Consider the following 25418-nt stretch of genomic DNA (forward strand, 5'->3'; position numbering starts at 1 on the left):
ACGTCCGACCGTTTTGACAACGGCAATCGGATGCGAAATGGTAACGTTACAGCTGCAATGGGAGACGGAAATGACATTCTACAAGAGCAACTCTGATCTTGTTCCCGGCCACATCCGTGAGCTGGCAAGTGCTGTCGTCGACGGCAAGATGGACCGTCGCGAGTTCCTCGCGATGGCAACGACCTTTGGCGCATCCGCAGCCATGGCCTATGGCATGATCGGTCTTGCCATGCCTGTCGAAGCCCAGGCGCAGGAAGCCAAGAAAGGCGGCGTCCTGAAGGTCGCACAGTGGATCAAGGACCCCAAGGATCCGCGCAAGGCGGACTGGTCCGAGATCGCCAATGCCGAGCGCCAGGCGATCGAGCCGCTGGTCAAATACACCGACAAATACACCTTCGAGCCTTATCTGCTGGCCAGCTGGGAAGTGAATGACGACGCCACCGAATATGTCCTGCATGTCCGTCCGGGCGTGACCTGGTCGAACGGCGATGTGTTCAACGCCGACGACGTGATTTTCAACTTCACGCGTTGGGCCGACAAGAGCGCAGAAGGCAATTCGATGCCAGGCCGCCTCGGCACGCTGGTCGACGAGAAGACCGGCAAGCTGCGCGAGGGCTCGGTTGAGAAGGTCGACGACATGACGGTCAAGCTCAAGCTGACCACCTCCGACATCTCGATCATCCCGAACCTCTGCGATTATCCCGGCCTCATCGTCCACAAGACCTTCGATGAGAAGGGCGGCGACTTCAAAGCCTGCCCGATCGGCACCGGCCCGTTCGAGCTCGTCTCCTATGACGTCGGCTCGAAGGTGGTCTACAAGCGCCGCGAGGACAACAAGTGGTGGAACGGCGAGGTCTATCTCGACGGCGTCGAGCTGATCGACTACGGCACCGATCCGGCCGCCATGGTCAGCGCCTTCGAGGCCAACGAAGTCCACACCAACTTCGAAACCTCGGCCGACTACGTGTCGATCCTTGACGGCCTCGGCCTGGTCAAGTCGGAAGTCGTGACCGCGGCGACCATCGTCGCCCGCACCAACGTCGCCAACAAGCCCTATGACGACCAGAAGGTGCGCCAGGCGCTGCACAAGGCCGTCGACAACGCGGTCGTGCTGCAGCTCGGCTATGGCAATGCGGGTGCCGTCGCCGAAAATCACCACGTCGCGCCGATCCATCCGGAATATTTCGAGCTGCCCAAGCAGGCCCGCGATCCGGCGGCGGCCAAGGCGATGATGGCGGAAGCCGGCCAGGCCGACTTCGAGCATGAGCTGATCACCGTCGACGAGGACTGGCACAAGAACACCGGCGACGCCATCGCCGCCCAGCTGCGCGAGGCTGGCATCAAGGTCAAGCGCACCGTTCTGCCCGGCTCGACCTTCTGGAACGACTGGACGAAGTACCCGTTCTCGATGACCAACTGGAACATGCGCCCGCTCGGCGTGCAGGTCCTGGCGCTGGCCTACCGCACCGGTGAAGCCTGGAACGAAAGCGCCTGGTCGAACCCTGAGTGGGACAAGAAGCTGAACGCCGCACTTGCCGTCGCCGACGTCGCCAAGCGCAAGGAAATGATGAAGGACATCGAACAGACCCTGCAGGATTCCGGCATCATCATCCAGCCGTTCTGGCGCAAGCTCTACAACCACTCGGTCGCTGCGGTGAAGGGTGGCGGCATGCATCCGACCTTCGAGCACGATTACGGCAAGGTGTGGCTCGACGAGGCCTGAGCCGGGCCGCAATTCAGGGAGGGGTGTCCTGCACCCCTCCCGCCTTCCGCAACCGGGTTGATCGCCACGGACCCCAAACCCACAAAGGCAGGGGACGCCAATGCTATCCTTCATCTCGCGCCGCCTCGGCACCATGGCACTGACCATGCTGTGCCTGACCCTCGTGGTGTTCTTTCTCATCAATCTCGAGCCCAACCTGAAGAAGCTGGCGATCAGCCAGACCGAAATGCGCACGACGGCCGAACAGCTCGAAAGCTGGCTGCAGCGCAACGGCTACCGCCAGAACTTCTTCGTCCGCTACGGCCAGTGGCTCGGCGTCGTCCAGAAACAGCCCAATATCGACCCGGCCACCGGCCAGGCGGTGCCGCGTTTCCGCTTCTGCAACGAGGCGGCGGAGCCGACCTATTCCGGCATCCTGCAGGGCGATTTCGGCTGCTCGACCAAATTCAAGACGCCGGTTGCGACCAAGCTGTTCCCCGCACTCGGCGCCACCGGCATCCTGATGTTCTGGGTGCTCGTCACCATGGTGCCGATATCGCTGTTGATCGGCATCCTCGCCGGCATGCGCGAGGGCTCGCGCACCGACAGGACGCTGTCGGTCGCCTCGATCGCCACGACCGCGACGCCTGAATATGTCTCGGGCGTCATCTTCACCGTCATCTTCGCCTCGTGGCTGGGCTGGCTCAACGGCTCGGCGGCCTCCGCCAGCCAGGGTATCACCTTCTACAACTTCACCTTGCCCGTCATGACGCTCGCCATCTACGGCATCGGCTACATCGCCCGCATGACGCGCGCCTCGATGGTCGAGGTGATGACCCAGCAATATATCCGCACCGCCCGGCTCAAGGGTCTGTCCTTCGGCAATGTCGTGGTCAAGCACGCGCTGCGCAACGCGCTGATCGCGCCGTTCACCGTGATCATGCTGCAGTTCCCCTGGCTGCTCACTGGCGTCGTCATCGTCGAGGTGATGTTCCGCTACCAGGGGTTCGGCTACACGCTGGTCGAAGCCGCCGGCAACAACGACATCGACCTGTTGCTCGGCTGCTCGCTGGTCTCGGTCTTCATCGTGCTGATCACCCAGCTGATCTCGGATGTCGGCTACGCCTACCTCAATCCACGCATCCGCGTTCAGTAGGGAGACAGCCGCATGCAGCTCGAATATATCGGCGCCTTCCAGGTTGTCCTCGGCGTGCTCGCCCGCTTCTGGCCGGTGTGGTTGGCGATGGCCATCGTGCTGGTCGCTAGCTTCAACTTCCGCAAGCATCTCGGCCTCTACGGTCAGCTCTTCGATTCGGGCGTCGGTATCGCCGGCGTCGGCATCTGCTTCTTCTGGCTGTTCACGGCGATCTTTGCCGCCAAGGTTGCGCCCTTCGATCCGCTCAGCCAGATCCCTGTCATGAAGGACGCGCTGCCCGGTGCCATCGAACCCGCGTCGAAGCAGGTCTATCTGTTCGGCGGCGACAAGCTCGCCCGCGACGTGTTCTCGCGCATGGTATTTGGCAGCCAGATCGTGCTGATCATCGCACCTGCCGCGACCGCCTTCGCGCTGATGGTCGGCATCACGCTCGGCCTGCCGGCCGGTTATTATGGTGGACGGATCGACTCGTTCCTGTCCTTCCTCGCCAACCTCGTGCTCGCCTTCCCGGTGATCCTTCTGTTCTACCTGCTGGTCACCCCCGGCATCATGGACACGCCGATTCCCTATGCCATGGCCGGCGTGTTCTTCCTGTTCCCGATCATCTTCTTTTCTGTGCTGTTCTACACCCGCTTCAAGAGCCGGCCCGAACGTATCTACCTGCTGCTCGGGCTCACCCTGCTGCTCGGCGGCTGGGTCTATGTCGGACTGGTCTTCAACGCAGACCCGCTCGGCATCATCTCGATCGATCCCAACCAGCTCAACATCTTCGTGGCCGTCGTCTTCGCTTCCAGCCCGGGCGTGTTTCGCATCGTCCGCGGCCTGACCATGGACATCAAGACGCGCGACTACGTCGCCGCCGCACAGACCCGCGGCGAGACGCCCTGGTACATCATGCTGTGGGAGATCCTGCCCAACGCGCGTGGGCCGCTGATCGTCGATGCCTGCCTGCGCATCGGCTACACCACCATCCTGCTCGGCACGCTCGGCTATTTCGGCCTCGGCTTGGCACCCGAAAGCCCGGACTGGGGTACCGCGATCAAGGACGCCAGCCGCCTGCTGCGCTCCTTCATCCACCCGGCATTGCCGCCGACAATCGCGCTGATGTCCTTCGTGCTCGGCCTCAACCTTCTTGCCGATGCGCTGCGCGAACAATCGATGAAGGACTGAAGGAGAGCGTCATGAACGAGACCGTCAGAAACGCCACCGCCCAGGAACCGATCATCGAGATCGAAAACCTGTCGATCTCGTTCTTCACCCGTCGCGGCGAGATCCCCGCCGTTATGGACTTCTCCTGCACCGTCATGCCGGGCGAGGCGATGGGCATCGTCGGTGAAAGCGGCTGCGGCAAGTCGACAGTGTCGCTCGGCATCATGCGCGACCTCTCCAACATCGGAAAGATCGTCGGCGGCCGCATCAAGTTCCAAGGCAAGGACATGGGCGACATGTCCGAGGACGAGCTGCGCTCCATCCGTGGCAACAAGATCGCCATGATCTACCAGGAGCCGATGGCCAGCCTGAACCCGGCGATGAAGGTCGGCCAGCAGCTGATGGAAGTGCCGATGATCCACGACAAGGTGTCGAAGGAGGAGGCCTACAAACGCGCACTCGAAATGGTCCGCTCCGTCAAGCTGCCCGACCCCGAGCGCATGATGCGCTCTTTCCCGCACCAGCTCTCCGGCGGCCAGCAGCAGCGCATCGTCATTGCCATGGCGCTGCTGTCCAATCCGGCGTTGCTTTTGCTCGATGAGCCGACGACAGCGCTCGACGTCACCGTTGAGGCCGGCATCGTCCAACTGGTCAAGGGGTTGGGCAAGCAGTTCGGCACCTCGATGATCTTCGTGTCGCACAATCTCGGCCTGATCCTCGAGACCTGCGACCGCATAACGGTGATGTATTCGGGCGAGGCGGTGGAAACCGGCTCGATCAAGGACGTCTTCGACCGGATGCGCCACCCCTATACGCAAGGGCTGTTCCGCTCGATCCCGCTGCCCGGCGCCGACAAGAACTCGCGCCCGCTGGTTGCCATTCCCGGCCAGCTGCCCTTGCCGCACCAGCGTCCCAAGGGCTGCAATTTCGGCCCGCGCTGCCACCATTTCGTCGAAGGCGTCTGCAACGCCGCCGAGATCCCGATGATCCCTGTGGCCGGCCATGACGGCCATTTCAGCCGCTGTGTGCGCTTCAACGAGATCGACTGGGCTGCGATGCCGCCGGGCGCCGAAAAGAAGCACGAGCCGGTCAAGCCGGGCGCGCCGGTGCTCAAGATCGATGACCTCAAAAAATATTACCGCGTCGGCGGCAACGAGGTCTTCGGCGGAGCCGAGGGCAGGGTTGTCAAGGCCAACGAGACCATCAGTTTCGAGGCGCGCGAATCCGAAACCGTCGCCATCGTCGGCGAAAGCGGCTGCGGAAAGTCGACGCTCGCCAAGGTGCTGCTCGGCCTTGAGACCGCGAGTTCCGGCAAGGTGCTGCTCGGCAACAAGGAGATCCAGTCTACCGGCATCGAGGACCGCGACGTCGCCACCGTCGCGTCGATCCAGATGGTGTTCCAGAACCCGTTCGACACGCTCAACCCCAGCCATTCGGTGGGCTCGCAGATCGTGCGCACGCTGGAGAAGTTCAAGGTCGGCAAGACCGCTGGCGACCGCAAGCAGCGCATGCTGGAGCTGCTCGACCTCGTCAAGCTTCCACGCGCTTTCGCCGAACGCATGCCGCGCCAGCTGTCGGGCGGGCAGAAGCAGCGTATCGGCGTCGCCCGCGCCTTCGCGGGCCAAGCCAGGGTCGTCGTCGCCGACGAGCCGGTTTCTGCACTCGACGTCTCCGTTCAGGCGGCCGTGACCGAACTTCTGATGGACATCCAGCGCAAGTCGAAGACAACGATGCTGTTCATCAGCCACGATCTCAGCGTCGTGCGCTATATCGCCGACCGCGTCGTGGTCATGTATCTCGGCCACATCGTCGAGCAGGGCACCACCGACCAGATATTTTCCCCGCCCTATCACCCCTACACCGAGGCACTGCTTTCGGCGATCCCGATCGCCGACACGTCGGTGGTAAAGAAGCACATCGTGCTCGAAGGCGACATCCCCTCGGCGATGAACCCGCCGTCCGGCTGCCCGTTCCAGACCCGCTGCCGCTACAAGAGCCAGGTGCCGGGCAATCTCTGCGAAACCCAGGTGCCGCCGGTGCGCGAGTTCGGCGATGGCCACCAGATCAAGTGCCACCTCCCGCCCAGCGCCTTCGACGCCATGGAACCGGTCATCAGCCTCGGCAAGGGCGCGACTTCAGGCGCGCACGACATTACGCCGGAGGCGTGAGGGGCGGGCGGTTGGAGGAACTTGACGGGCAGGTGACACCGTCGGTTTGACCAGGTGAGAGCGTGGCGAGGTTCTCCTCGCTCGCTTTTTTAACACCAATCGCCAAGCGGAACTCCCGCAGAACGCCTAGCCGCGATCCTTCACACCCCCCTCTGCCCTGCCGGGCATCTCCCCCACAAGGGTGGAGATCAGGGCGTCATCTGCCCTGCAACCAATCACCAACATAGCCGACAGCACGGGCAGTCCTTGCAACTTCTCAGGACGAGCGCCGCCGGCGACGTGACTGATCTCCCTCCTTGTGGGGGAGATAGCCGGCAGGTCAGCGGGGGGTGTGACGGATCGCAGCGCCAAAGGTTGGCTTCGTGGGGCACGCTCGACGCTCACCTGTCAGCAACTCTGACGCGCGCAACCTGCCTTCTCCCGCATCGGGTGAAAGTCTCACCAACGCCCCACCTATCCCCACGGAAGCGAACGCCCCAGAATCGTCAAATCATGACCAAAATAATCATCTTATTTTTGTGTAAAAGCAGATACTTACGCAAAAAATTGACCAATTGATAAAAAAACAGAACGTGCTACGCTTCCTCAAAATGAGAATAAATTGGGGAACTGGAATGGCAGAAGGTCACTTCAAGGAAGGCATCGTCGGCGGCCGCCTTGCGCCTGCACAATACGCCGACAATTTCTCCGACCTGCACCCGCCGCTCGACCATCACGAGGCGCTGGTGGAGTCCGACCGGTGCTATTTCTGCTACGATGCGCCCTGCATGCAGGCTTGCCCGACATCGATCGATATCCCGATGTTCATCCGCCAGATTTCGACCGGCAATCCGATCGGATCGGCCAAGACGATCTTCGACCAGAACATCCTCGGCGGCATGTGCGCGCGCGTCTGCCCGACCGAAACGTTGTGCGAGGAGGTCTGCGTCCGCGAGGTCGCTGAAGGCAAGCCGGTGCAGATCGGCCGCCTGCAGCGTTATGCCACCGATGTGGCCATGGCGCAGGGCAAGCAGTTTTACAGCCGCGCCGAGCCGAGCGGCAAGACGGTCGCCATCGTCGGCGCCGGCCCGGCGGGCCTTGCCGCCGCACACCGCTTGGCGCGCCACGGCCACGACGTGACCATCCTCGAGGCGCGGCCGAAGTCGGGTGGTCTCAACGAATACGGCATTGCCGCCTACAAGAGCACCGACGATTTCGCCCAGGCCGAAGTCGACTACGTCACCGCGATCGGCGGCATCAAGACCGAGAACGGCAAGGCGCTCGGCCGCGACTACCATCTCGCCGATCTCACCGCTTCTTATGATGCGGTATTCCTCGGCCTCGGCCTTGCCGGCGTCAACGCGCTGCGCGCCGAAGGCGAGGACGCCTCGGGTGTCTCCAACGCCGTCGACTTCATTTCGACGCTGCGCCAGTCGAGCGATCTCGCGGGCCTGCCGGTCGGGCGCCGCGTAGTCGTCATCGGCGGCGGCATGACAGCGGTTGACGCTGCCGTGCAGTCCAAGCTGCTCGGAGCCGAAGAGGTGACGATCTGCTACCGCCGCGGCCAGGAGCATATGAATGCCTCGGAATTCGAGCAGGATCTGGCGGCAGCCAATGGCGTCGTCATCCGTCACTGGCTGCAGCCGAAGAAGGTCATCTCCGAAGGCGGCAAAGTCGTCGCCATCGAACTCGAATACACTGCGATGAAGGGCGACAAGCTCTCCGGCACCGGCGAGACCGTGCGCCTTGCTGCCGACCAGGTGTTCAAGGCGATCGGCCAGAGTTTCGAGCCTTCGGCGCTCAACGGCAGTGGTCCATCGGTTGCCATGGACGGCGGCCGCATCAAGGTCGACGGCGAAGGCCGCACGTCGCTCGCCAAGGTCTGGGCCGGCGGCGACTGTATTGCGGGAGGCGACGACCTGACCGTCTCGGCTGTGGCGCAAGGGCGCGACGCGGCTGAATCCATCCACCGCGCCCTGGTCGGCTGAGGGAGGACAAGATGGCAGACATCCGCAACAATTTCGTCGGCATCAAGTCGCCCAATCCGTTCTGGCTGGCGTCCGCCCCGCCGACCGACAAGGCCTACAATGTCGTCCGCGCCTTCAAGGCGGGCTGGGGCGGCGTGGTCTGGAAGACCTTGGGCGAAGAAGGCCCGCCCGTCGTCAACGTCAACGGTCCGCGCTATGGCGCGATCTGGGGCGCCGACCGGCGCCTGCTCGGCCTCAACAACATCGAGCTGATCACCGATCGCGACCTGCAGACCAATCTGCGCGAGATCAAGCAGACCAAGATGGAGTGGCCTGACCGGGCGATCGTCGTGTCGCTGATGGTGCCCTGCGTCGAGGAAGCCTGGAAAGCGATCCTGCCTGTCGTCGAGGAGACCGGCGCCGACGGCATCGAGCTTAATTTCGGCTGTCCGCACGGCATGTCGGAGCGTGGCATGGGTGCCGCCGTCGGCCAGGTGCCCGAATACATCGAAATGGTCGTGCGCTGGTGTAAGGCGAACACCCGCATGCCGGTCATCACCAAGCTGACCCCCAACATCACCGATGTGCGCAAGCCGGCACGGGCGGCACTCGCGGGCGGCACCGACGCCGTGTCGCTGATCAACACCATCAATTCGATCACCGGCGTCGACCTGGACAACTTCGCGCCGATGCCGACCATCGACGGCAAGGGCTCGCATGGCGGCTATTGCGGTCCTGCGGTCAAGCCTATCGCCATGAACATGGTGGCCGAGATCGCGCGCGACCCAGAGACCGCGGGCCTGCCGATCTCCGGCATCGGCGGCATCACCACCTGGCGAGATGCTGCCGAATTCATGGCGCTGGGCGCCGGCAACGTGCAGGTCTGCACCGCCGCCATGACCTATGGCTTCAAGATCGTGCAGGAGATGATCGCCGGCCTCGAAAACTGGATGGACGAGAAGGGCCACAAGTCGCTCGACGACATCGTCGGCCGCGCCACGCCCAATGTCACCGACTGGCAGTATCTCAACCTCAATTACGTCGCCAAGGCGCATATCGACCAGGACGCCTGCATCAAGTGCGGCCGCTGCCACATCGCCTGCGAGGACACCTCGCACCAGGCAATTACCAGCATGCTCGACGGCGCGCGCCATTTCGAGGTGATTGAGGAAGAGTGCGTTGGCTGCAATCTCTGCGTCAATGTCTGCCCGGTCGACGGCTGCATCACCATGGAACCGCTGGCCGTGGGCGCCATGGACAAGCGCACCGGAAAGCCGGTGTCGCCGCACTATGCCAACTGGACGACGCACCCCAACAATCCGATGGCCAAGGTGGCGGCGGAGTAGGGGCGGCAAACCATGGACGACAGGAGCGAGATCGTTGAACTCGCTCTTGCCTGGGCGGAGGCGATCGTTGCCAACGATGCTGCCGCCATCGGCCCCTTCATGGCCGACGACTGGGTGATCATCGGCCCCGACGGCGCGACCGCCAGGGCGGATTTTCTTGGCCTTGTCGCCTCGGGCGATCTCACCCACGACATGATGCATACGGTCGGCGATGCCAGGGTCGCGTTTTACGGTGCGACTGCGGTCTACACCGCCCGGGTGATCAACAACGGTCATATTCGCGGACAGCGTTTTGCTGCCGACGAATGGACAAGCGATGTCTTCGTTCGCGACGGAACCGGCTGGAAATGCGTGCTCAGCCACGTGACGCCGGCAGCGCAAGGCCAGGCCGACATCGACTGACACTCGCTCCGGCCAACTCGGCCGAGTGCCCTGCTGCGCTTGTGTCGATATCGTCGCGGCGAGCGAGGGACCAGGCGATGCGTCTGATCGGGGCTGGGGTGATGGTCGCGGCGAGCCTGCTTTCGCGTGGGGCGTGGGCCGACGATCTTCAGTCGCTCGACCTCGATGCGCTCGACAAGGCCGAGGTTGACGGCTTTCTCGGCAGATGGCGGATCCGCAACGAGGCCGGCGACAGGAGCTGCGATGTCGTGCTCGAGCGCGAGATGACCATCGGCGGCTTGCAGATCGATGTCGACCCGGCCTGCGCCAAAGCCTTTCCTGTTATGGACGAGATTGCCGCCTGGCGTGACCTACATCGCGGCACAGGAGATCGATGGCATCTTCACCATCGAGCAGCTGCCGAAGAAGTGAGCCGTGGACGGTTTTTCCCAGATTGTTTGCATGCGCCTATTGCGGATATTGCTTATCCACGATATTACATATCCACGATAAGGAGACCACGATGAAGCTGGGTGATGGCGTGGAGGCGGCGATCCATTGTGCGGCGATGCTGGCCGGCGTCGATGGCGACGGCACGCTGCCCGCCAATGCCATGGCCGAAGCCTTCGGCCTGTCACCGAGCTACCTGCTCAAGCACTTGAAGGCGCTGACGGCGGCGAAGGTGCTGGAATCGCTGCCGGGTCCGAGTGGCGGCTACAGGCTGGCGAAGCCGGCCGAGCAGATCACGCTGCTCGATATCGTGCTGGCGGTCGAGGGCAGGGAGCCGGCGTTCCGCTGCGGCGAGATCAGGCAGAAGGGCAAATATGCCCTCGACCCCTCGGCCTATGTGAAGCCCTGCGGCATAAATGTCGCCATGCTCAAGGCCGAGCGTGCCTATCGCGCCGCACTTGCAGGCACAAAGCTGTCCGATATCGTCTCCGACTTCACCGAGAACACCGACCAGCGCATCGTTGCCGCCAGTTGCGCATTCGTCGCGCTGAACCAGCGGCCGCAAAAGAGAACCATCAACGAAAGGAAGATACCGTGAAACCAAGGATGAATTTCTACACCGCTGCACCCGACCTGACGAAGCTCTTGGTCTCGCTCAACACCGCAATCAATGAATGCGGCCTCGAGCACAGCCTGCTGCACCTGATCAAATTGCGCGCATCGCAGATCAACGGCTGCTCCTATTGCGTCGACATGCACAGCCGCGAGGCCAAGCAGGATGGCGAGACCGAGCAGCGCCTCTGGCTCGTTGCGGCATGGAAGGAATCGCCGCTTTTCAGCGAGCGTGAGCGCATGGCCTTTGCCTGGACAGAGGCGGTCACCAACATTGCGGATGCCGGAGTTCCGGCCGAGCTTTATTCCGAGGGGCAAAAGCACTTCTCCGGTGAGGAACTGGTCAAGCTCACCATGGCGGTCGGTATGATCAATACCTGGAACCGGCTTTGCGTGACGTTCCATGCCGTCCATCCGGTCGCCGACGCCAAGGCCGCCTGAGTTTTCCAGCCTTCCCAAAAAATCAGACGTATTTTCAGCGGTCGCCGATGGCGGCCGCGCAAGGAGCTGTGCATGTTCGAAACTGATATTTCCGTGCTTACCGCAGTCGGCCGTCTTTTGCTCGGCGGCGCCTTCGTCTTTGCCGGCCTGCGCAACATTGCCAACACCCAGCTGCTTAGCGGCATGATGACCGCGCGTGGGGTGCCGCAGGCCAAGCTGGTCCTAAGGGCCGGTATCGTGTTGCAGGTCGTGGCCGGGCTGATGCTGGTCGTCGGTTTTCATGCCGCCTACGCAGCCGCGGCCCTGATCGTGTTCCTGATTGCCGGGACGCTGATGTTCAACAATTTCTGGGATCATCAGGGGCCGGATCGCGCCTCGCGAATCAATGGCGTGGTCAGCAACGTGGCGCTGGCCGGCAGTTTTCTGATGGTGATCGCAACAGGCGGTTAAGCTGCTTTGCAGCGAAGGAACAAATTCAATCTGTGCTGCCAAGTCATGCCAGAAAAAGTGCTTTCCTGATTTGAGAAAGGCCTGTGGTCAGCGGCGTTGCGCTCTTCAAACAAGGTGAAATCACCTTGTCCGGACACGAAAACGCCTGCATCGGGACGCCTCTCATGTTTCAATGAACGCTGCAGCCTGTCCTCATTGGCGGGCCGCCAAGCCGACGGCGAAGACGAGACACGCCATGACCAGAACGCCCAAGAAAAGCGAAACGCTGGAAATCCGGATTCCGCACGAAACCAAGCAGGCCCTGATGGCCCGCAGTCGGGCAGAGGGGAGGCCGGCCAGCGAGGTCGTGCGCGGTTTCATCGACGCCTATCTGTCCGAAGCGGCATGTTCAACCCCCTCAGCATGGGACAGAAACATGACCAGACTTCGCCTCTACGCCCGGCCATCCATGGCCCTTTTTGCCACCCTCGTCGCCGTAGGCGGCGTCGGGCTCGCCGTCTCGCCAGCCACCGCACTGCCGGACCTGCAGGCCGCTTTCAAGGAAGCCGACGCCGATGGCAATGGCGCGCTCAGCGCCGACGAGTTTGGCGGAACATTGTCAAGAACCTTCCGGATCGGGCCAGCGGCCAATACGGCCGAACCGCCGGCACCGCCCAAGGCTGACAAGGCCCAGCCGGGACTGATGTTCGTCATGCGTGCGGCACCCGAGACGGGGGACAAGCCGGTGGTATTGTCAGTGCGCGTGCCCGACAGCGGCGGCACCAAGGATCGCGCCGGCCAGTTCAGGACAATGGATCTCAACGGCGACGGCAAGCTGAACTTCGAGGAGTTCGAGGCGCATCACCGGGCGCTGGTCGACCGGGCCTTCGCTGCCGTCGACGCTGACAAGGACGGCTTCCTGTCGCCGGGAGAGGTCGGTGGTGACGGCGATCGCGCTGTTCTCGTTGCCGCCTTCGACCGCGACGCCGACGGCAGGTTGTCGCCCCAGGAGTTCATGGCGCCGAAGGAGTAGTGGGTGACGGCGCTCCGGCCGCCGTGGCTGGAGTGCCAAACCGTCCCAAGGACGCGCAATCGCGCCTCCGAGAGACGACCCACGGCCTTGTGTTCGAGCAGGATCGCTGGAAACGACACGGAAGTGGCGTGATAGCGCGGTCAGCCAGCCTTCGGCTTGAGCCCTTCGAGGAACAGCTGTTCGAGAAACCGGGCGGCATCCTCGAAGCGGCCGTCGCCGCCACGGTCCGGGCCGAGCACGGCGCGGACCTGGACGTCGAAATCGGCATAATGCTGGGTCGTCGCCCAGATCGAGAAGATCAGGTGCCAGGGGTCTGTCCTGGCGATCTTGCCGGCCCGCATCCAGCCTTTGATGACCTCGGCCTTCTCGTCGACGAGTTCCTTCAGCTCGCCCTCCAGCATCGGCATGATGCGCGGCGCGCCTTGCAGGATTTCATTGGCGAAGAGCCGGCTCTCGCGCGGATAGTCGCGCGCCATTTCGAGCTTGCGCCTGATGTAGCTGCGCAACTCGGTCATCGGGTCGCCGATGTTGTCGAGCTCCTTCAGCGGCGCGAGCCAAGTGTCGAGCAGCCGGTGCATCAGCGTCTCGTGGATGTCTTCCTTGCGCCTGAAGTAATAGAGCAAATTGGGCTTCGACATGCCCGCCGCCTCGGCGATCTGGTCGATGGTCGAGCCACGGAAGCCGTTGGTCGAAAACACCTCCAGGGCGGCTTCGAGGATGACCTCACGCTTCTCTTTCTGGATGCGGGTGCGGCCGCGCGGTGTCGAGCCTTCCATGGTCATGACATCCCGCATTGGAGGGTGGACGGAGATCGCATCTGGACCAATCCGCTGGACCAGTTCTTGCCGACCTGTGGAGCGCGCCTCAGAAGCCGCATTTCCGGTAGTAATCCCTTGACCGCCAGTGCGGCGGTGCTAACGTTTGTCCATTCGGTCAAAAAATTGCGTAGCATGAAAACGCACCGAAGACCAAGCGTTGGCCGTACCTAAACAGGGGAAGAAAGGAAAGCTTGGTCATGTCGGACAGGCTCAAAGTTACGCCCAACGATCTCAGCGCATTCTGGATGCCGTTCACCTCGAACCGGCAGTTCAAGCAGTCGCCGCGCATGATGGTTGCGGCCAAGGACATGCATTACACCTCGAGCGACGGCCGCAAGGTTCTCGACGGCACCGCCGGTCTCTGGTGCGTCAATGCCGGCCACTGCCGGCCCAAGATCACCGAGGCGATCCAGAAGCAGGCGGCAGAGCTCGACTATGCGCCGGCCTTCCAGATGGGTCACCCGATCGTCTTCGAGCTGGCCAACCGCCTCGTCGACATCGCGCCCAAGGGCATGGACCACGTCTTCTTCACCAATTCCGGTTCGGAATCGGTCGAAACCGCGCTCAAGATGGCGCTGGCCTATCACCGGGTGAAGGGCGACGGCGCGCGCACCCGCCTGATCGGCCGCGAACGCGGCTATCATGGCGTCAATTTCGGCGGCATCTCGGTCGGCGGCATCGTCACCAACCGCAAGATGTTCGGCACGCTGCTTGGCGGCGTCGACCACATGCCGCACACCCACCTGCCGGCCAAGAACGCCTTTACCAAGGGCGAGCCGGAATATGGCGCAGAATTGGCCGACGAACTCGAGCGCATCGTCACGCTGCATGACGCCTCGACAATCGCCGCCGTCATCGTCGAGCCGGTCGCCGGCTCCACCGGCGTGCTGATCCCGCCGAAGGGTTATCTGCAGAAGCTGCGCGACATCTGCACCAAACACGGCATCCTGTTGATCTTCGACGAGGTCATCACCGGGTTCGGCCGTCTCGGCACGCCGTTCGCGGCCGACTATTTCGGCGTCATCCCCGACATCATCACCACCGCCAAGGGCGTCTCCAACGGCGTCATCCCGATGGGTGCCGTGTTCGTGAAGAAGGAGATCCACGACGCCTTCATGACCGGCCCCGAGCATATGATCGAGTTCTTCCACGGCTACACCTATTCGGGCAATCCGATTGCCTCGGCCGCGGCACTCGCCACGCTCGACACCTACAAGGAAGAGGGCCTTTTGACCCGCGGCGCGGAGCTTGCATCCTACTGGGAGGAGGCGCTGCATTCGCTCAAGGGCGAGCCGCATGTCATCGACATCCGCAACATCGGCCTGATCGGCGCGATCGAGCTGCAGCCGATGGCTGGCGCGCCGACCAAACGTGCCTTCTCGGCCTTCGTCAAGGCGTTCGAGCGTGGCGCGCTGATCCGCACGACCGGCGACATCATCGCCCTGTCGCCGCCGCTGATCATCACCAAGGGCCAGATCAACGAGCTGATCGACCACGTCCGGGAAGTGCTGAGGATGGTGGATTGACCTACCAGGCGCGGCAGCAGGCGACGAGCGAAGTGCTCGTCGACGACGACAGGGTCCGCGTCACGCGCTGGGATTTCGATCCCGGCGCGGAAACGCGTTGGCACCGCCATGGCATGGACTATGTCGTAACGACGATCACGCCTTGCGCTTTCCTGCTGGAAGAGCCCGGCGGCGGCACGCGACGCGTCGACATGGCTGCCGGCGTCGCCTATAGGCGCGACGAGGGCGTCGAGCACAATGTGGTCAATGCCGGCGACAAGCCAATGTCGTTCGTTGAAGTCGAGTTGAAAGCATAAGGGTCCGAACCATGTCCGCACCAGGCGAAAATCTACGAATCAATTCAGAGCGTTTGTGGGATTCGCTGATGGAAATGGCGAAGATTGGCCCCGGCATTGCCGGCGGCAACAATCGCCAGACCCTGACCGACGAGGACGGCGAGGGCCGCCATCTGTTCAAGAAATGGTGCGACGCGGCCGGGCTTGAAATGGGCGTCGACGAGATGGGCACAATGTTTGCCCGTCGCGAAGGCACCGATCCCGATGCGCTGCCGGTGTATGTCGGCAGCCATCTCGACACCCAGCCGACGGGCGGCAAGTTCGATGGCGTGCTCGGCGTGCTTGGCGGCCTCGAAGTGATGCGCACGCTCAACGACCTCGGCATCAAGACCAGGCATCCGATCGTCGTCGCCAACTGGACCAACGAGGAAGGCACGCGTTTTGCCCCCGCCATGCTGGCATCTGGCGTATTCGCCGGCGTGCTCGACCAGGATTATGCCTACGCACGCACCGACGCCCATGGCGCGCGCTTCGGCGACGAGCTCGAGCGCATCGGCTGGAAGGGCACCGAGAAGGTCGGCGCCCGCAAGATGAAGGCCTTCTTCGAGCTGCATATCGAGCAGGGGCCGATCCTCGAGGACGAGGACATCGACATCGGCGTCGTCACCCACGGCCAGGGCCTGAAGTGGCTGCAGGTGACGCTGACGGGGCGTGAGGCCCATACCGGCTCGACGCCGATGTACAAGCGCCGCAATGCCGGGCTCGGTATGGCGCGGGTGACCGAGCTGGTGCACGAGATCGCCATGGACTACCAGCCCGACGCCGTCGGCGCCGTCGGCCACATGGAGGTCTATCCGAACTCGCGTAACATCATCGCCGGGCGAACCGTCTTCACCATCGACATCCGCTCGCCGGAGAAGGAAGTGCTCGACGCCATGGACGGGCGCATCCGCGAGGGCATCGCCACGATCTGCGAGGCGCTTGATATCTCCTACGAGATCGAGCAGGTCGGCCATTTCGACCCGGTCGCCTTCGATGAGAGCTGCGTCAAGGCCGTGCGCGACGCCGCCGAGCGGCTCGGCTACAGCCACCGCGACATCGTTTCGGGTGCCGGCCACGACGCCTGCTGGATAAACCGCGTCGCGCCGACGGCGATGGTGTTCTGCCCATGTGTCGACGGGCTGAGCCACAACGAAGACGAAGAGATCTATCCGGAATGGGCCGCCGCTGGTTGCGACGTGCTGTTCCACGCCGTGGTCGAGACCGCGGAGATCGTTGAGTGATTCTTTGGGCCGACATCTCCACGCTCGCAGCCCTTTCCCATCACGGGGAAGGGCGGCTTGCGCTTGGCCTGCGTGGAGTGTCTGCCGTTACATGATGTGAAACTTTGCTGAAGCGCTCGCAAAGAAGCGCGGCAACAATAGGGGAACTGAACAATGACCAAAGTCATCCGAAACGGCACCATCGTCACGGCCGACCGGACGTGGAAGGCCGACGTGTTGATCCAGCATGGCAAGATCGTCGCCATCGGCGAGAACCTGCATGCCGACCACGAGTTCGACGCCACTGGCTGCTACGTCATGCCCGGGGGCATCGACCCACACACCCATCTCGAAATGCCGTTCATGGGTACTTATTCGGCCGACGACTTCGAGAGCGGCACACGCGCGGCGCTGTCCGGCGGCACGACCATGGTTGTCGATTTCTGCTTGCCGTCGCCTGGCCAGTCGCTGCTCGAAGCGCTGCAGATGTGGGACAACAAGACCTCCAAGGCCTGCTCCGACTACTCGTTCCACATGGCGATCACCTGGTGGGGCGAGCAGGTGTTCAACGAGATGGCTCAGGTGGTCGACAAGGGCATTACCTCGTTCAAGCACTTCATGGCCTACAAGGGCGCGCTGATGGTCGACGACGACGAGATGTATTCGTCGTTCAAGCGTTGCGCCGAGCTCGGCGCGCTGCCGCTGGTCCATGCCGAAAACGGCGACGTCGTCGCCCAGCTGTCGGCCAAGTTGCTGGCCGAAGGCAATAACGGCCCCGAGGCGCATGCCTATTCGCGGCCGCCCGAGGTCGAGGGCGAGGCGACCAACCGCGCCATCATGATCGCCGATATGGTGGGCTCGCCGCTCTATGTCGTGCACACCTCCTGCGAGCAGGCGCATGAGGCGATCCGCCGGGCCCGCCAGAAGGGCATGCGCGTCTATGGCGAGCCGCTGATCCAGCATCTGGTGCTCGACGAGACCGAATATTTCAACAAGGACTGGGATCACGCCGCACGCCGGGTGATGAGCCCGCCCTTCCGCAACAAGCTGCACCAGGATTCGCTGTGGGCCGGCCTCCAGGCGGGTTCTCTCCAGGTGGTGGCTACCGACCATTGCTCGTTCACGACGGCGCAGAAGCGCACCGGCGTCGGCAATTTCACCAAGATTCCCAATGGCACCGGTGGTCTTGAGGACCGCATGCCGGTTCTGTGGACCAAGGGCGTCAACACCGGCCGGCTGACGATGAACGAGTTCGTGGCAGTGACCTCGACCAACATCGCCAAGATCCTCAACATGTACCCGAAGAAGGGCGCCATCGTCGAAGGCGCTGACGCCGACATCATCGTCTGGGATCCGAGGCGCAAGAAGACCATCGCCGCCAAGACCCAGCAGTCGGTGATCGACTACAACGTCTTCGAGGGCATCGAGCTGACCGGCCTGCCGCGCTTCGTCTTCACCCGCGGTGAACTGGCGATCCAGGAGCACGAGGTCAAGGTTCATCCCGGCCATGGCGAATTCGTCGCCCGCGAACCGCATGCAGCCGTCAACCGGGCGCTGTCGCAGTGGAAGGAGATCACCGCGCCGCGCAAGGTCGAACGCACGGGCATCCCGGCGACCGGAGTGTAGGCCCCTGCGGTTCGCAGGCTATTTCCATGTACCGAACAGGGATGGCGACCGCATGGCGGTCGCAAGGATGGCACCGGGACGACAACCGGGTTCTGCAAGCCAGCAAAAACATCCCGATCAAGTGGACGCCTACCTCAACTTCGGAGAGGATGGCATGATGTGGGGTAAAGTCGGGCAATGCTCATGACAGTCAATCAAGCCACGGCGACGCGTGTCGATCAGAACGCCGTCGTAGAAGCCAGACAACTGGGGCTGACCTTCCAGACCAATGACGGCCCGGTGCGGGCGCTGTCGGACGTCAATCTGACCATCAACAAGGGCGAGTTCGTCTCCTTCATCGGCCCTTCGGGCTGCGGCAAGACGACCTTCCTGCGTGTCATCGCCGATCTCGAGCAGCCGACGGAAGGGAAGATTTCGATCAACGGCATGTCGCCCGAGCAGGCGCGCGAGGCGCGCGCCTATGGCTACGTGTTCCAGGCGGCGGCACTGTTCCCGTGGCGGACGATCGAGAGCAATGTCGGCTTGCCGCTCGAGATTATCGGCCTGCCCAAGGCCGAGCAGCAGGAGCGCATCAAGCGCACGCTCGACCTGGTCAATCTCTCCGGTTTCGAAAAGAAGTACCCTTGGCAGCTTTCCGGCGGCATGCAGCAGCGCGCCTCGATCGCACGCGCGCTGGCCTTCGACGCCGATCTATTGCTGATGGACGAGCCGTTCGGCGCACTCGACGAGATCGTGCGTGACCATCTCAACGAACAGCTGCTCCGGTTGTGGCGGCAGACCAACAAGACGATCTGCTTCGTCACCCACTCGATTCCCGAGGCTGTCTACCTCTCGACCCGCATCGTCGTCATGTCGCCACGCCCGGGCCGGGTCACCGACGTGATCGAGTCGACGCTGCCCAAGGAAAGGCCGCTCGACATCCGCGAGAGCCCGGAATTCCTGGCGATCGCCGCGCGCGTCCGCGACGGGCTGCGCGCCGGCCATTCCTACGAGGATTGAGCCACAATGGATCGTGTTCGAGACCGGGTCGTGCCCGTCATCACCATCCTCGCTGTCATCGTCGTCGCCTGGTATGCCTTCGCCGTCTTCATGAACGCACCGTTCCAGCGCGATCTCGACCGACGGGCGGGCGAGACGCCGACGACAATGGAATTCATCGGCAAGACGCTGTCGCAGCCCAAGCCGACGATGCCCGCACCGCACCAGGTGGCGCAGAACTTCTTTGAAAACACCTTCCTCAGGAAGGTCACCAGTGCGCGCAGTCTCGTCTACCACTCGTGGGTGACGCTGTCATCGACGCTGCTCGGCTTCACCTTCGGCACGGCACTGGGCATCCTGATCGCCGTCGGCATCGTGCATGTGATCGCGCTCGACCGCAGCCTGATGCCGTGGATCATCGCTTCGCAGACGATCCCGATCCTTGCGGTGGCGCCGATGATCATCGTCGTTCTGGCGGCAATCGGCATTACCGGGCTGATCCCCAAGGCGCTGATTTCGACCTATCTGTCGTTCTTCCCTGTCGCCGTGGGCATGGTGAAGGGGCTGCGTTCGCCCGATCTCATGCACCTCGACCTGATGCATACCTACAATGCGAGTGCGTCGCAGACCTTCTGGAAGCTGCGCGTCCCGGCTTCGGTGCCGTTCCTGTTTGCCTCGATGAAAGTGGCGGTGGCGGCAAGCCTGGTCGGCGCCATCGTCGGTGAACTGCCAACGGGAGCGGTTGCGGGCATCGGCGCAAAACTGCTCGCGGGCTCCTACTACAGCCAGACCATCGACATGTGGGCAGCGCTCGTCGCCGGATCGGTGGTGGCGGCAATGCTGGTGGTGCTGGTGGGGATCGTCGGCAAGATTGTCGAACGCTCGATGGGTGGGAGGCCGGCATGATGAACTCCAAGCCGTCCTGGCAGGTCGGGCTGGCGGTGCTGCTTTGCGCCGTAGCCATGGCGACAATGCCGATGCTCGCCACGGAGGCTACGGCACCGATGTCGAGAGGCACGACGTCACTTGTCATCGGGCTGATCGCATTGAGCGGCGTTGCCTCCTTCGCCATGTTTGCCGGCATCGCCAGTGCCGCCCTGCTGTTCGTCGGCGCGCATGGCGCTGCCTGGTTGCTGATCGCGGGTGTTGCTGGCAATGAAGGCATGGCGCGCCTGCCATACTTCCTGCTGCTTGCCGCCGCCTGGCTGCTGGCCTGGCGTTGCGTCGCCGTGCTGTCGGCAGTCCGCCCGGTGTCGAAACAGGCAAGGACGTTGCTCAGGCTGCTTATCCCGGCGATATTCGGGGCGTGGATCCTGATCATATGGGAGGCGGTGACCCGCGGAGCGGGCATCCCCTTCATCCTGTTGCCGCCGCCGAGCGCAATTGCCGCGCGCATCGGCGCATCGCTACCGACCCTTGCCGCCGACGTGCGCCAGACGATCTTCAAGGCGGTTCTGTTCGGCTACGTCGTCGGCTGCGCCTCGGGCTTCGTCGTCGCGATCCTGGCCGATCGCGTGCCGTTCCTGCGCCGCGGGCTCCTGCCGATTGGCAACATGGTATCGGCGCTGCCGATCATCGGCGTGGCGCCCATCATGGTGATCTGGTTCGGCTTCGAGTGGCAGTCGAAGGCCGCCGTGGTCATCATCATGACCTTCTTCCCGATGCTGGTGAACACCGTTGCCGGCCTCGCCGCATCGGGCCACATGGAGCGCGACCTGATGCGCACCTATGCGTCCAACTACTGGCAGACGCTGTTCAAGCTGCGCCTGCCGGCCGCCGCCCCCTTCATCTTCAATGCGTTGAAGATCAACTCCACGCTGGCGCTTATCGGCGCCATCGTCGCCGAATTCTTCGGCACGCCGATCGTCGGCATGGGCTTCCGCATCTCGACCGAGATCGGGCGCATGAATGTCGACATGGTCTGGGCGGAGATCGCTGTTGCGGCTCTGGCCGGTTCCGTCTTCTATGGCGTGGTCGCCCTGATCGAGAGGGCCACCACTTTCTGGCATCCGTCTGTCCGTGGTGGGCGGGCGTGACCTGAGCTCCTTGGGCGGGGCCGCGGTCCAACTTCAGAGGGAAAGAAGAAGATGAAAAGACTGATGGTATCGTTGATGGCGGGAGCGATGTCGCTGGCCGCAGCACAAGCGGCACTCGCCGCCGACAAGGTGACGCTGCAGCTCAAATGGGTGACCCAGTCGCAATTCGCCGGCTACTACGTCGCCAAGGAGAAGGGCTTCTATGGCGAGGAAAACCTCGACGTCGACATCAAGCCGGGCGGTCCCGACATTGCGCCCGAGCAGGTGATCGCCGGCGGCGGTGCCGACGTCATCGTCGACTGGATGGGCGGCGCGCTCGCCGCCCGCGAGAAGGGTGTCGGCCTGGTCAACATCGCCCAGCCCTACAAGAAGGCCGGCATGGAGCTGGTCTGCCCGAAGGACGGCCCGGTCAAGACCGAAGCCGACTTCAAGGGCAAGACGCTGGGAGTCTGGTTCTTCGGCAATGAATATCCGTTCTTCGCCTGGATGAACAAGCTTGGCCTCAAGACCGAGGGCGGCGCCGATGGCGTGACGGTGCTGAAGCAGAGCTTCGACGTGCAGCCGTTGATTCAGAAGCAGGCCGACTGCATCTCGGTCATGACCTACAACGAGTACTGGCAGCTGATCGACGCCGGCTTCAAGCCGGAAGAGCTGACTGTCTTCAACTACACCGCCATGGGCAACGATCTGCTCGAGGATGGCCTCTATGCCATGGAAGACAAGCTCAAGGATCCGGCCTTCGAAGACAAGATGGTTCGCTTCGTGCGCGCCTCGATGAAGGGCTGGAAATATGCCGTCGACAATCCAGACGAGGCTGCCGGTATCGTCGTCGACAATGGCGGCCAGGACGAAAACCACCAGAAGCGCATGATGGGCGAGGTGGCCAAGCTGATCGACAATGCCGACGGCAAGCTGATCGAGGCGGCCTACAAGCGCACCGCCGACGCGCTGCTGGCACAGAAAATCATCACCAAGGAGCCTTCGGGCGCCTGGACTTCGGCAATCACCGACAAGGCGATCAAGTAAGCTTTTGGATGATTTCGGAAATCGGAAAGGGGCGGGCGACCGCCCCTTTTTTGTTTGAGGTTGGCGCTCGAGGTGCCTCCTCTTCTAGGCTCGCCTTTCAGGCGAACACCTCAGGACGAGGGCCGTTGTGGCAGAGGCGCTTCCCGGAAGGGCGTAGCGCCGTCAGGAGAGCGGGGCCAACTCCTGCGTCCTGAGTGCCTTTGAAGCGGGCCTCGAAGGACCCGCGCACGACCAAGGTGCGCCCGTCGGGCAGCCGGACGCTACTTCGCCAGCGTGTAGAAGGTCAGCGTGCGCGGCTCGCCCTTGGAATAGTTCATGCCTTCAATGATACCGCGCTGCCGGAGCGCGTCGGCACCACCGGGAATGGCGGCGAGGAAGGCTTTGCTTTCGGCTTCTGCGACGACGGCGATGGCGCAGGCGGGATCGGCGATGAGTGCCGCAGCCGCACCCTTGCCGTCGGTCAGCTGGGTGTTCGTGCCGGCGAGGAAAACGAGGCTTGGCTCGCCATAGCCGGCCGAGGCCAGCACGGAGGTCGGGCAGGGCTTCAGCTTCTCGAAGCGCTCGGCGATCTCAGGGCTGAGCCAGAGCGGCTTGAGCGGCGGCAGGATCTTCAGCGTCAGCACGCCAAAGACCGCAGCAGCCGCCGCCGCGGCGAAGGCGATGCGCTTGACCGGGTCCATGCCATCAGGCGCGCCGATGCCGTAGCGGGCGGCGATCAGGACGAGCACGGCGGCCAGCAGCCCCCACCAGGAGACATAGCCGAGGAAGTAGGGCGTGATGCCGAAAGCGATTGCCGAAAGGCCGATGCTGATACCGAACATGCCGAAGGCGCAAGCGCGGCGCAGCCAGAGCTGCCAGCGCGACAGCTCGATGCTGGCGGCCGATTTGGAGGTCAGCAGCCAGGCCATCAGCAGGATCATCGCCGGGTAGGCCGGCAGGGCGTAATGCGGCAACTTGGTCGGAATCAGCTCGATCGCCACCCAGTAGGGCAGGTACCAGGCAAGGCAGAACAGCAGGCGCGGGTCCTGCCGGAAGTTGTTGAGCGCCTTGAGCCCGCCTTCGAGTGCCACCAGCGCGAAGGGCCACATGAACAGCGAATAGGTCAGGAAATAATAGCCGGGCGGGAAACCGTGGGATTCCTGGCCGGAGCCGACCTTGCTCAGCAGGTCTTTGCCGACTGACTCCTGCCAGAATTCGGCGCCGGTCTTGAGCGTAATCAGGATCAGCCAAGGGGCCGCAACCAGAAGGGTCAACAGCAGGCCGGTGAATGGTCGAAGCTTGCGCAACCATGCGCGGTCCTTGTCGAAGACGACGAGGGCGGAGATGGTGAGCAGGCTGAGGAAGGGGATCACCGGTCCCTTGATCAGCAGCGCCAGGCCCTGTGCGGCCCAGAACAGCCAGTTGGCGTTGCCCTGCGGCCTGCCGGCCTTGTGGCCGAGATAGATGGTGGCTAGCGCGCCCTGGGCGAGCAGGGCGGTGGCGAGAAGGGTGGCATCGGTCTTGGCGATGCGCGCCTCGACGCCCAACATCAGGATGCCCATCATGCCGAGGCCGGCAATGACCCCGGCGCTGCGTCCGAACATGCGGTCGGCGATGAAGGCCAGCGCCAGCACCGAGAAGGTACCGGCGAGCACCGAGATCAGGCGGTAGACCCAGATCGGGGCGTCGCTGCCCTGGCCGCTCAGAAGCACCGCTGTGGATTGCAGCCAATAGATGCCAGCGGGCTTCTTGTAGCGCGGCACGTCCTGGAAGCGGATGTCGACATAGTCGCCGCTCTCGACCATCTGCTTGGTCGCCTGGACGAAGCGCGACTCGTCGCGGTCGGTCGGCGGCAACGTCGAGGTGCCCGGCGCAAAGGCGAACAACGCGAGCAGGCCCAAGAGGAGATAAGTCAGCGGCGTCAACGTTTTGCGGGACGTTGCGGAGGTTTTGAGTCCGATGGTCGACATGCCCGTGGTCAGTCCGTCTTGGACATAGCCAGGCGCCGCTCATTGGCGATCAGCCAGAGATTGCGGATGTAGATGAACAGGCCAAGCCCCTGGCCGGCAATGAAGACCGGGTCCTGGCGCTTGATGGCGTAGATCAGAAGCAGCGCGCCGCCGCCGAGCGAGAAGAACCAGAAGGCGATCGGTACGACCGAGCGCTTGGCGCGTTCGGAAGCGAGCCACTGCACCACAAAGCGCATGGTGAAGAAGCCCTGGGCAACGAAGCCGAGCAGGATCCAGCCGTCGAACTGGGCGATGAAAACGTCGTGCAGCCAGGTGCCGAGTTCCGAGATCAGGTTCATTGGCCAAGCTCCGTGACTGATGGCACGACCTTGCGGCGGCGGCGCAGCCACCACACGCCGAAGAGGTCGAGAACGCCGCGCAGGCCGCGATCGAGGATGCCGTAGTTGGACTTGCCGTGGATTCGCGAGCGGTCGACGACGTCGACATGGACCACGCCACGGCCTTCGCGCAGCGCAAGTGCCGGCAAATAGCGATGCCAGCCGTCGAAGAACGGCAACTGGCGGAACAGGTCAGTGTGCAGGGCTTTGAGGCCGCAGCCCGAGTCGCGGGTGCCGTCGTGCAGGATCCGCTCGCGCAGGCCGTTGGCAAAGCGCGAAGACAGCTGCTTGAGCTTGGTGTCGGTGCGTTTGAGACGCTGCCCTGCGGCGATGCCGACGGTGGGGCCGGCGGCAACAAGCGCGTCGGCGAGCTTGGGCAGGTAGGCCGGGTCGTTCTGGCCGTCGCCATCCATGGTGACGACGACGTCGCCTTTCGCGGCAAAAACCCCGGAACGGACGGCCGCACTCTGGCCGGCGGAACGGTCGTGCCTGACATGGCGCAGGCGGCCGGCGCTGCGCGCTAGCTCGGCGAGAACGTCTGGCGTGCGGTCGGTGGAGCCGTCGTCGACGACGATGATCTCGTAGTCGCGGCCGGCCATCGCGGCGTGAACCTCGCCGATCAGGATCGGCAGGTTCTCAGCCTCGTTCTTGCACGGAATGACGATTGAAATCATCAGTTTGCCTGGGGAAGGTTACAACAGGATGGCGAAATTCGCGGCCTCAATAGCATAA

General features: G+C 63.3%; 24 protein-coding genes. 20 read left to right on the forward strand and 4 right to left on the reverse strand.

Features of this window, described 5'->3' with window-relative positions:
* Positions 1–70: 70 nt before the first annotated feature.
* The 12 genes from H5P29_RS14335 (at position 71) to H5P29_RS14390 (ending at position 12813) form a co-directional block, all read left to right on the forward strand.
* On the forward strand, positions 71–1723 hold the full coding sequence (locus tag H5P29_RS14335; RefSeq protein WP_067960245.1) for an ABC transporter substrate-binding protein: 1653 nt from the start codon (positions 71–73) through the stop codon (positions 1721–1723).
* Between the two features lie 100 nt (positions 1724–1823).
* Complete coding sequence (locus H5P29_RS14340) at positions 1824–2858, forward strand: ABC transporter permease (protein ID WP_154386329.1); 1035 nt, start codon at positions 1824–1826, stop codon at positions 2856–2858.
* Between the two features lie 12 nt (positions 2859–2870).
* Positions 2871–4028, forward strand: a complete 1158-nt coding sequence (locus H5P29_RS14345) for an ABC transporter permease (RefSeq protein WP_067960251.1) — start codon at positions 2871–2873, stop codon at positions 4026–4028.
* An 11-nt stretch (positions 4029–4039) separates the two neighbouring features.
* The gene (locus H5P29_RS14350; RefSeq protein ID WP_154386328.1) at positions 4040–6175 is read left to right on the forward strand and encodes an ABC transporter ATP-binding protein; all 2136 of its coding nucleotides are present in this window, start codon (positions 4040–4042) and stop codon (positions 6173–6175) included.
* A 614-nt stretch (positions 6176–6789) separates the two neighbouring features.
* Entirely contained in the window at positions 6790–8142 is a 1353-nt protein-coding gene (locus tag H5P29_RS14355; protein WP_067960259.1) for an NAD(P)-dependent oxidoreductase, read from the forward strand.
* An 11-nt stretch (positions 8143–8153) separates the two neighbouring features.
* Complete coding sequence (gene preA, locus H5P29_RS14360; RefSeq protein ID WP_067960262.1) at positions 8154–9467, forward strand: NAD-dependent dihydropyrimidine dehydrogenase subunit PreA; 1314 nt, start codon at positions 8154–8156, stop codon at positions 9465–9467.
* Between the two features lie 12 nt (positions 9468–9479).
* Positions 9480–9869, forward strand: a complete 390-nt coding sequence (locus tag H5P29_RS14365) for a nuclear transport factor 2 family protein (RefSeq protein ID WP_067960265.1) — start codon at positions 9480–9482, stop codon at positions 9867–9869.
* A gap of 77 nt (positions 9870–9946) precedes the next feature.
* On the forward strand, positions 9947–10375 hold the full coding sequence (locus tag H5P29_RS14370) for an AprI/Inh family metalloprotease inhibitor (RefSeq protein WP_067960267.1): 429 nt from the start codon (positions 9947–9949) through the stop codon (positions 10373–10375).
* Complete coding sequence (locus tag H5P29_RS14375) at positions 10372–10896, forward strand: Rrf2 family transcriptional regulator (protein WP_154386326.1); 525 nt, start codon at positions 10372–10374, stop codon at positions 10894–10896. The genes H5P29_RS14370 and H5P29_RS14375 overlap by 4 nt, the downstream gene beginning before the upstream one ends.
* Before the next feature lie 8 nt (positions 10897–10904).
* A complete protein-coding gene (locus H5P29_RS14380) occupies positions 10905–11351 on the forward strand; it encodes a carboxymuconolactone decarboxylase family protein (RefSeq protein ID WP_154386373.1) in 447 nt (148 codons plus the stop codon).
* 72 nt (positions 11352–11423) lie between these two features.
* A complete protein-coding gene (locus tag H5P29_RS14385) occupies positions 11424–11801 on the forward strand; it encodes a DoxX family protein (protein ID WP_154386325.1) in 378 nt (125 codons plus the stop codon).
* 415 nt (positions 11802–12216) lie between these two features.
* Positions 12217–12813, forward strand: a complete 597-nt coding sequence (locus tag H5P29_RS14390) for an EF-hand domain-containing protein (protein WP_210328468.1) — start codon at positions 12217–12219, stop codon at positions 12811–12813.
* 140 nt (positions 12814–12953) lie between these two features.
* Here H5P29_RS14390 and H5P29_RS14395 read toward each other — a convergent pair whose 3' ends face one another.
* Complete coding sequence (locus H5P29_RS14395; RefSeq protein WP_154386372.1) at positions 12954–13589, reverse strand: TetR family transcriptional regulator C-terminal domain-containing protein; 636 nt, start codon at positions 13587–13589, stop codon at positions 12954–12956.
* A 239-nt stretch (positions 13590–13828) separates the two neighbouring features.
* On the opposite strand from H5P29_RS14395, the gene H5P29_RS14400 reads away from it, so the two are divergent.
* From H5P29_RS14400 to H5P29_RS14435, 8 genes are all read left to right on the forward strand, one after another.
* A complete protein-coding gene (locus tag H5P29_RS14400) occupies positions 13829–15157 on the forward strand; it encodes an aspartate aminotransferase family protein (RefSeq protein WP_067960270.1) in 1329 nt (442 codons plus the stop codon).
* Positions 15154–15453: a cupin domain-containing protein gene (locus H5P29_RS14405; RefSeq protein WP_067960273.1), complete on the forward strand. Its 300-nt coding sequence runs from the start codon at positions 15154–15156 to the stop codon at positions 15451–15453. Before H5P29_RS14400 ends, H5P29_RS14405 begins: the two co-directional genes overlap by 4 nt.
* 11 nt (positions 15454–15464) lie before the next feature.
* Positions 15465–16715 carry a Zn-dependent hydrolase gene (locus H5P29_RS14410; RefSeq protein WP_067960275.1) on the forward strand — a complete coding sequence of 417 codons (1251 nt, stop codon included), beginning with the start codon at positions 15465–15467 and terminating at the stop codon, positions 16713–16715.
* Between the two features lie 153 nt (positions 16716–16868).
* Entirely contained in the window at positions 16869–18320 is a 1452-nt protein-coding gene (gene hydA, locus H5P29_RS14415) for a dihydropyrimidinase (RefSeq protein ID WP_154386323.1), read from the forward strand.
* 177 nt (positions 18321–18497) lie between these two features.
* On the forward strand, positions 18498–19319 hold the full coding sequence (locus H5P29_RS14420; protein WP_182573203.1) for an ABC transporter ATP-binding protein: 822 nt from the start codon (positions 18498–18500) through the stop codon (positions 19317–19319).
* 6 nt (positions 19320–19325) lie between these two features.
* Positions 19326–20204 carry an ABC transporter permease gene (locus H5P29_RS14425; protein WP_154386322.1) on the forward strand — a complete coding sequence of 293 codons (879 nt, stop codon included), beginning with the start codon at positions 19326–19328 and terminating at the stop codon, positions 20202–20204.
* Positions 20201–21334 (forward strand): ABC transporter permease, encoded by a 1134-nt coding sequence (locus H5P29_RS14430; protein WP_371818560.1) that lies wholly within the window; start codon positions 20201–20203, stop codon positions 21332–21334. The genes H5P29_RS14425 and H5P29_RS14430 overlap by 4 nt, the downstream gene beginning before the upstream one ends.
* Positions 21335–21385: 51 nt before the next feature.
* The gene (locus tag H5P29_RS14435) at positions 21386–22360 is read left to right on the forward strand and encodes an ABC transporter substrate-binding protein (RefSeq protein WP_067960286.1); all 975 of its coding nucleotides are present in this window, start codon (positions 21386–21388) and stop codon (positions 22358–22360) included.
* Positions 22361–22620: 260 nt separating this feature from the next.
* On the opposite strand, the gene H5P29_RS14440 is transcribed toward H5P29_RS14435, so the two are convergent.
* From H5P29_RS14440 to H5P29_RS14450, 3 genes are read right to left on the reverse strand one after another with little or no spacing between them, the layout of a single operon-like run.
* Positions 22621–24309 carry a glycosyltransferase family 39 protein gene (locus H5P29_RS14440; RefSeq protein WP_154386321.1) on the reverse strand — a complete coding sequence of 563 codons (1689 nt, stop codon included), beginning with the start codon at positions 24307–24309 and terminating at the stop codon, positions 22621–22623.
* Between the two features lie 8 nt (positions 24310–24317).
* On the reverse strand, positions 24318–24647 hold the full coding sequence (locus tag H5P29_RS14445) for a lipid-A-disaccharide synthase N-terminal domain-containing protein (protein WP_067960293.1): 330 nt from the start codon (positions 24645–24647) through the stop codon (positions 24318–24320).
* Positions 24644–25360, reverse strand: coding sequence for a glycosyltransferase family 2 protein (locus H5P29_RS14450; protein ID WP_067960294.1), 717 nt, complete (start codon positions 25358–25360; stop codon positions 24644–24646). The genes H5P29_RS14445 and H5P29_RS14450 overlap by 4 nt, the downstream gene beginning before the upstream one ends.
* Positions 25361–25418 lie beyond the last annotated feature (58 nt).

This window comes from Aminobacter sp. MDW-2 (assembly GCF_014250155.1).
In the GTDB taxonomy this organism is placed as follows: Bacteria; Pseudomonadota; Alphaproteobacteria; order Rhizobiales; family Rhizobiaceae; genus Aminobacter; species Aminobacter ciceronei.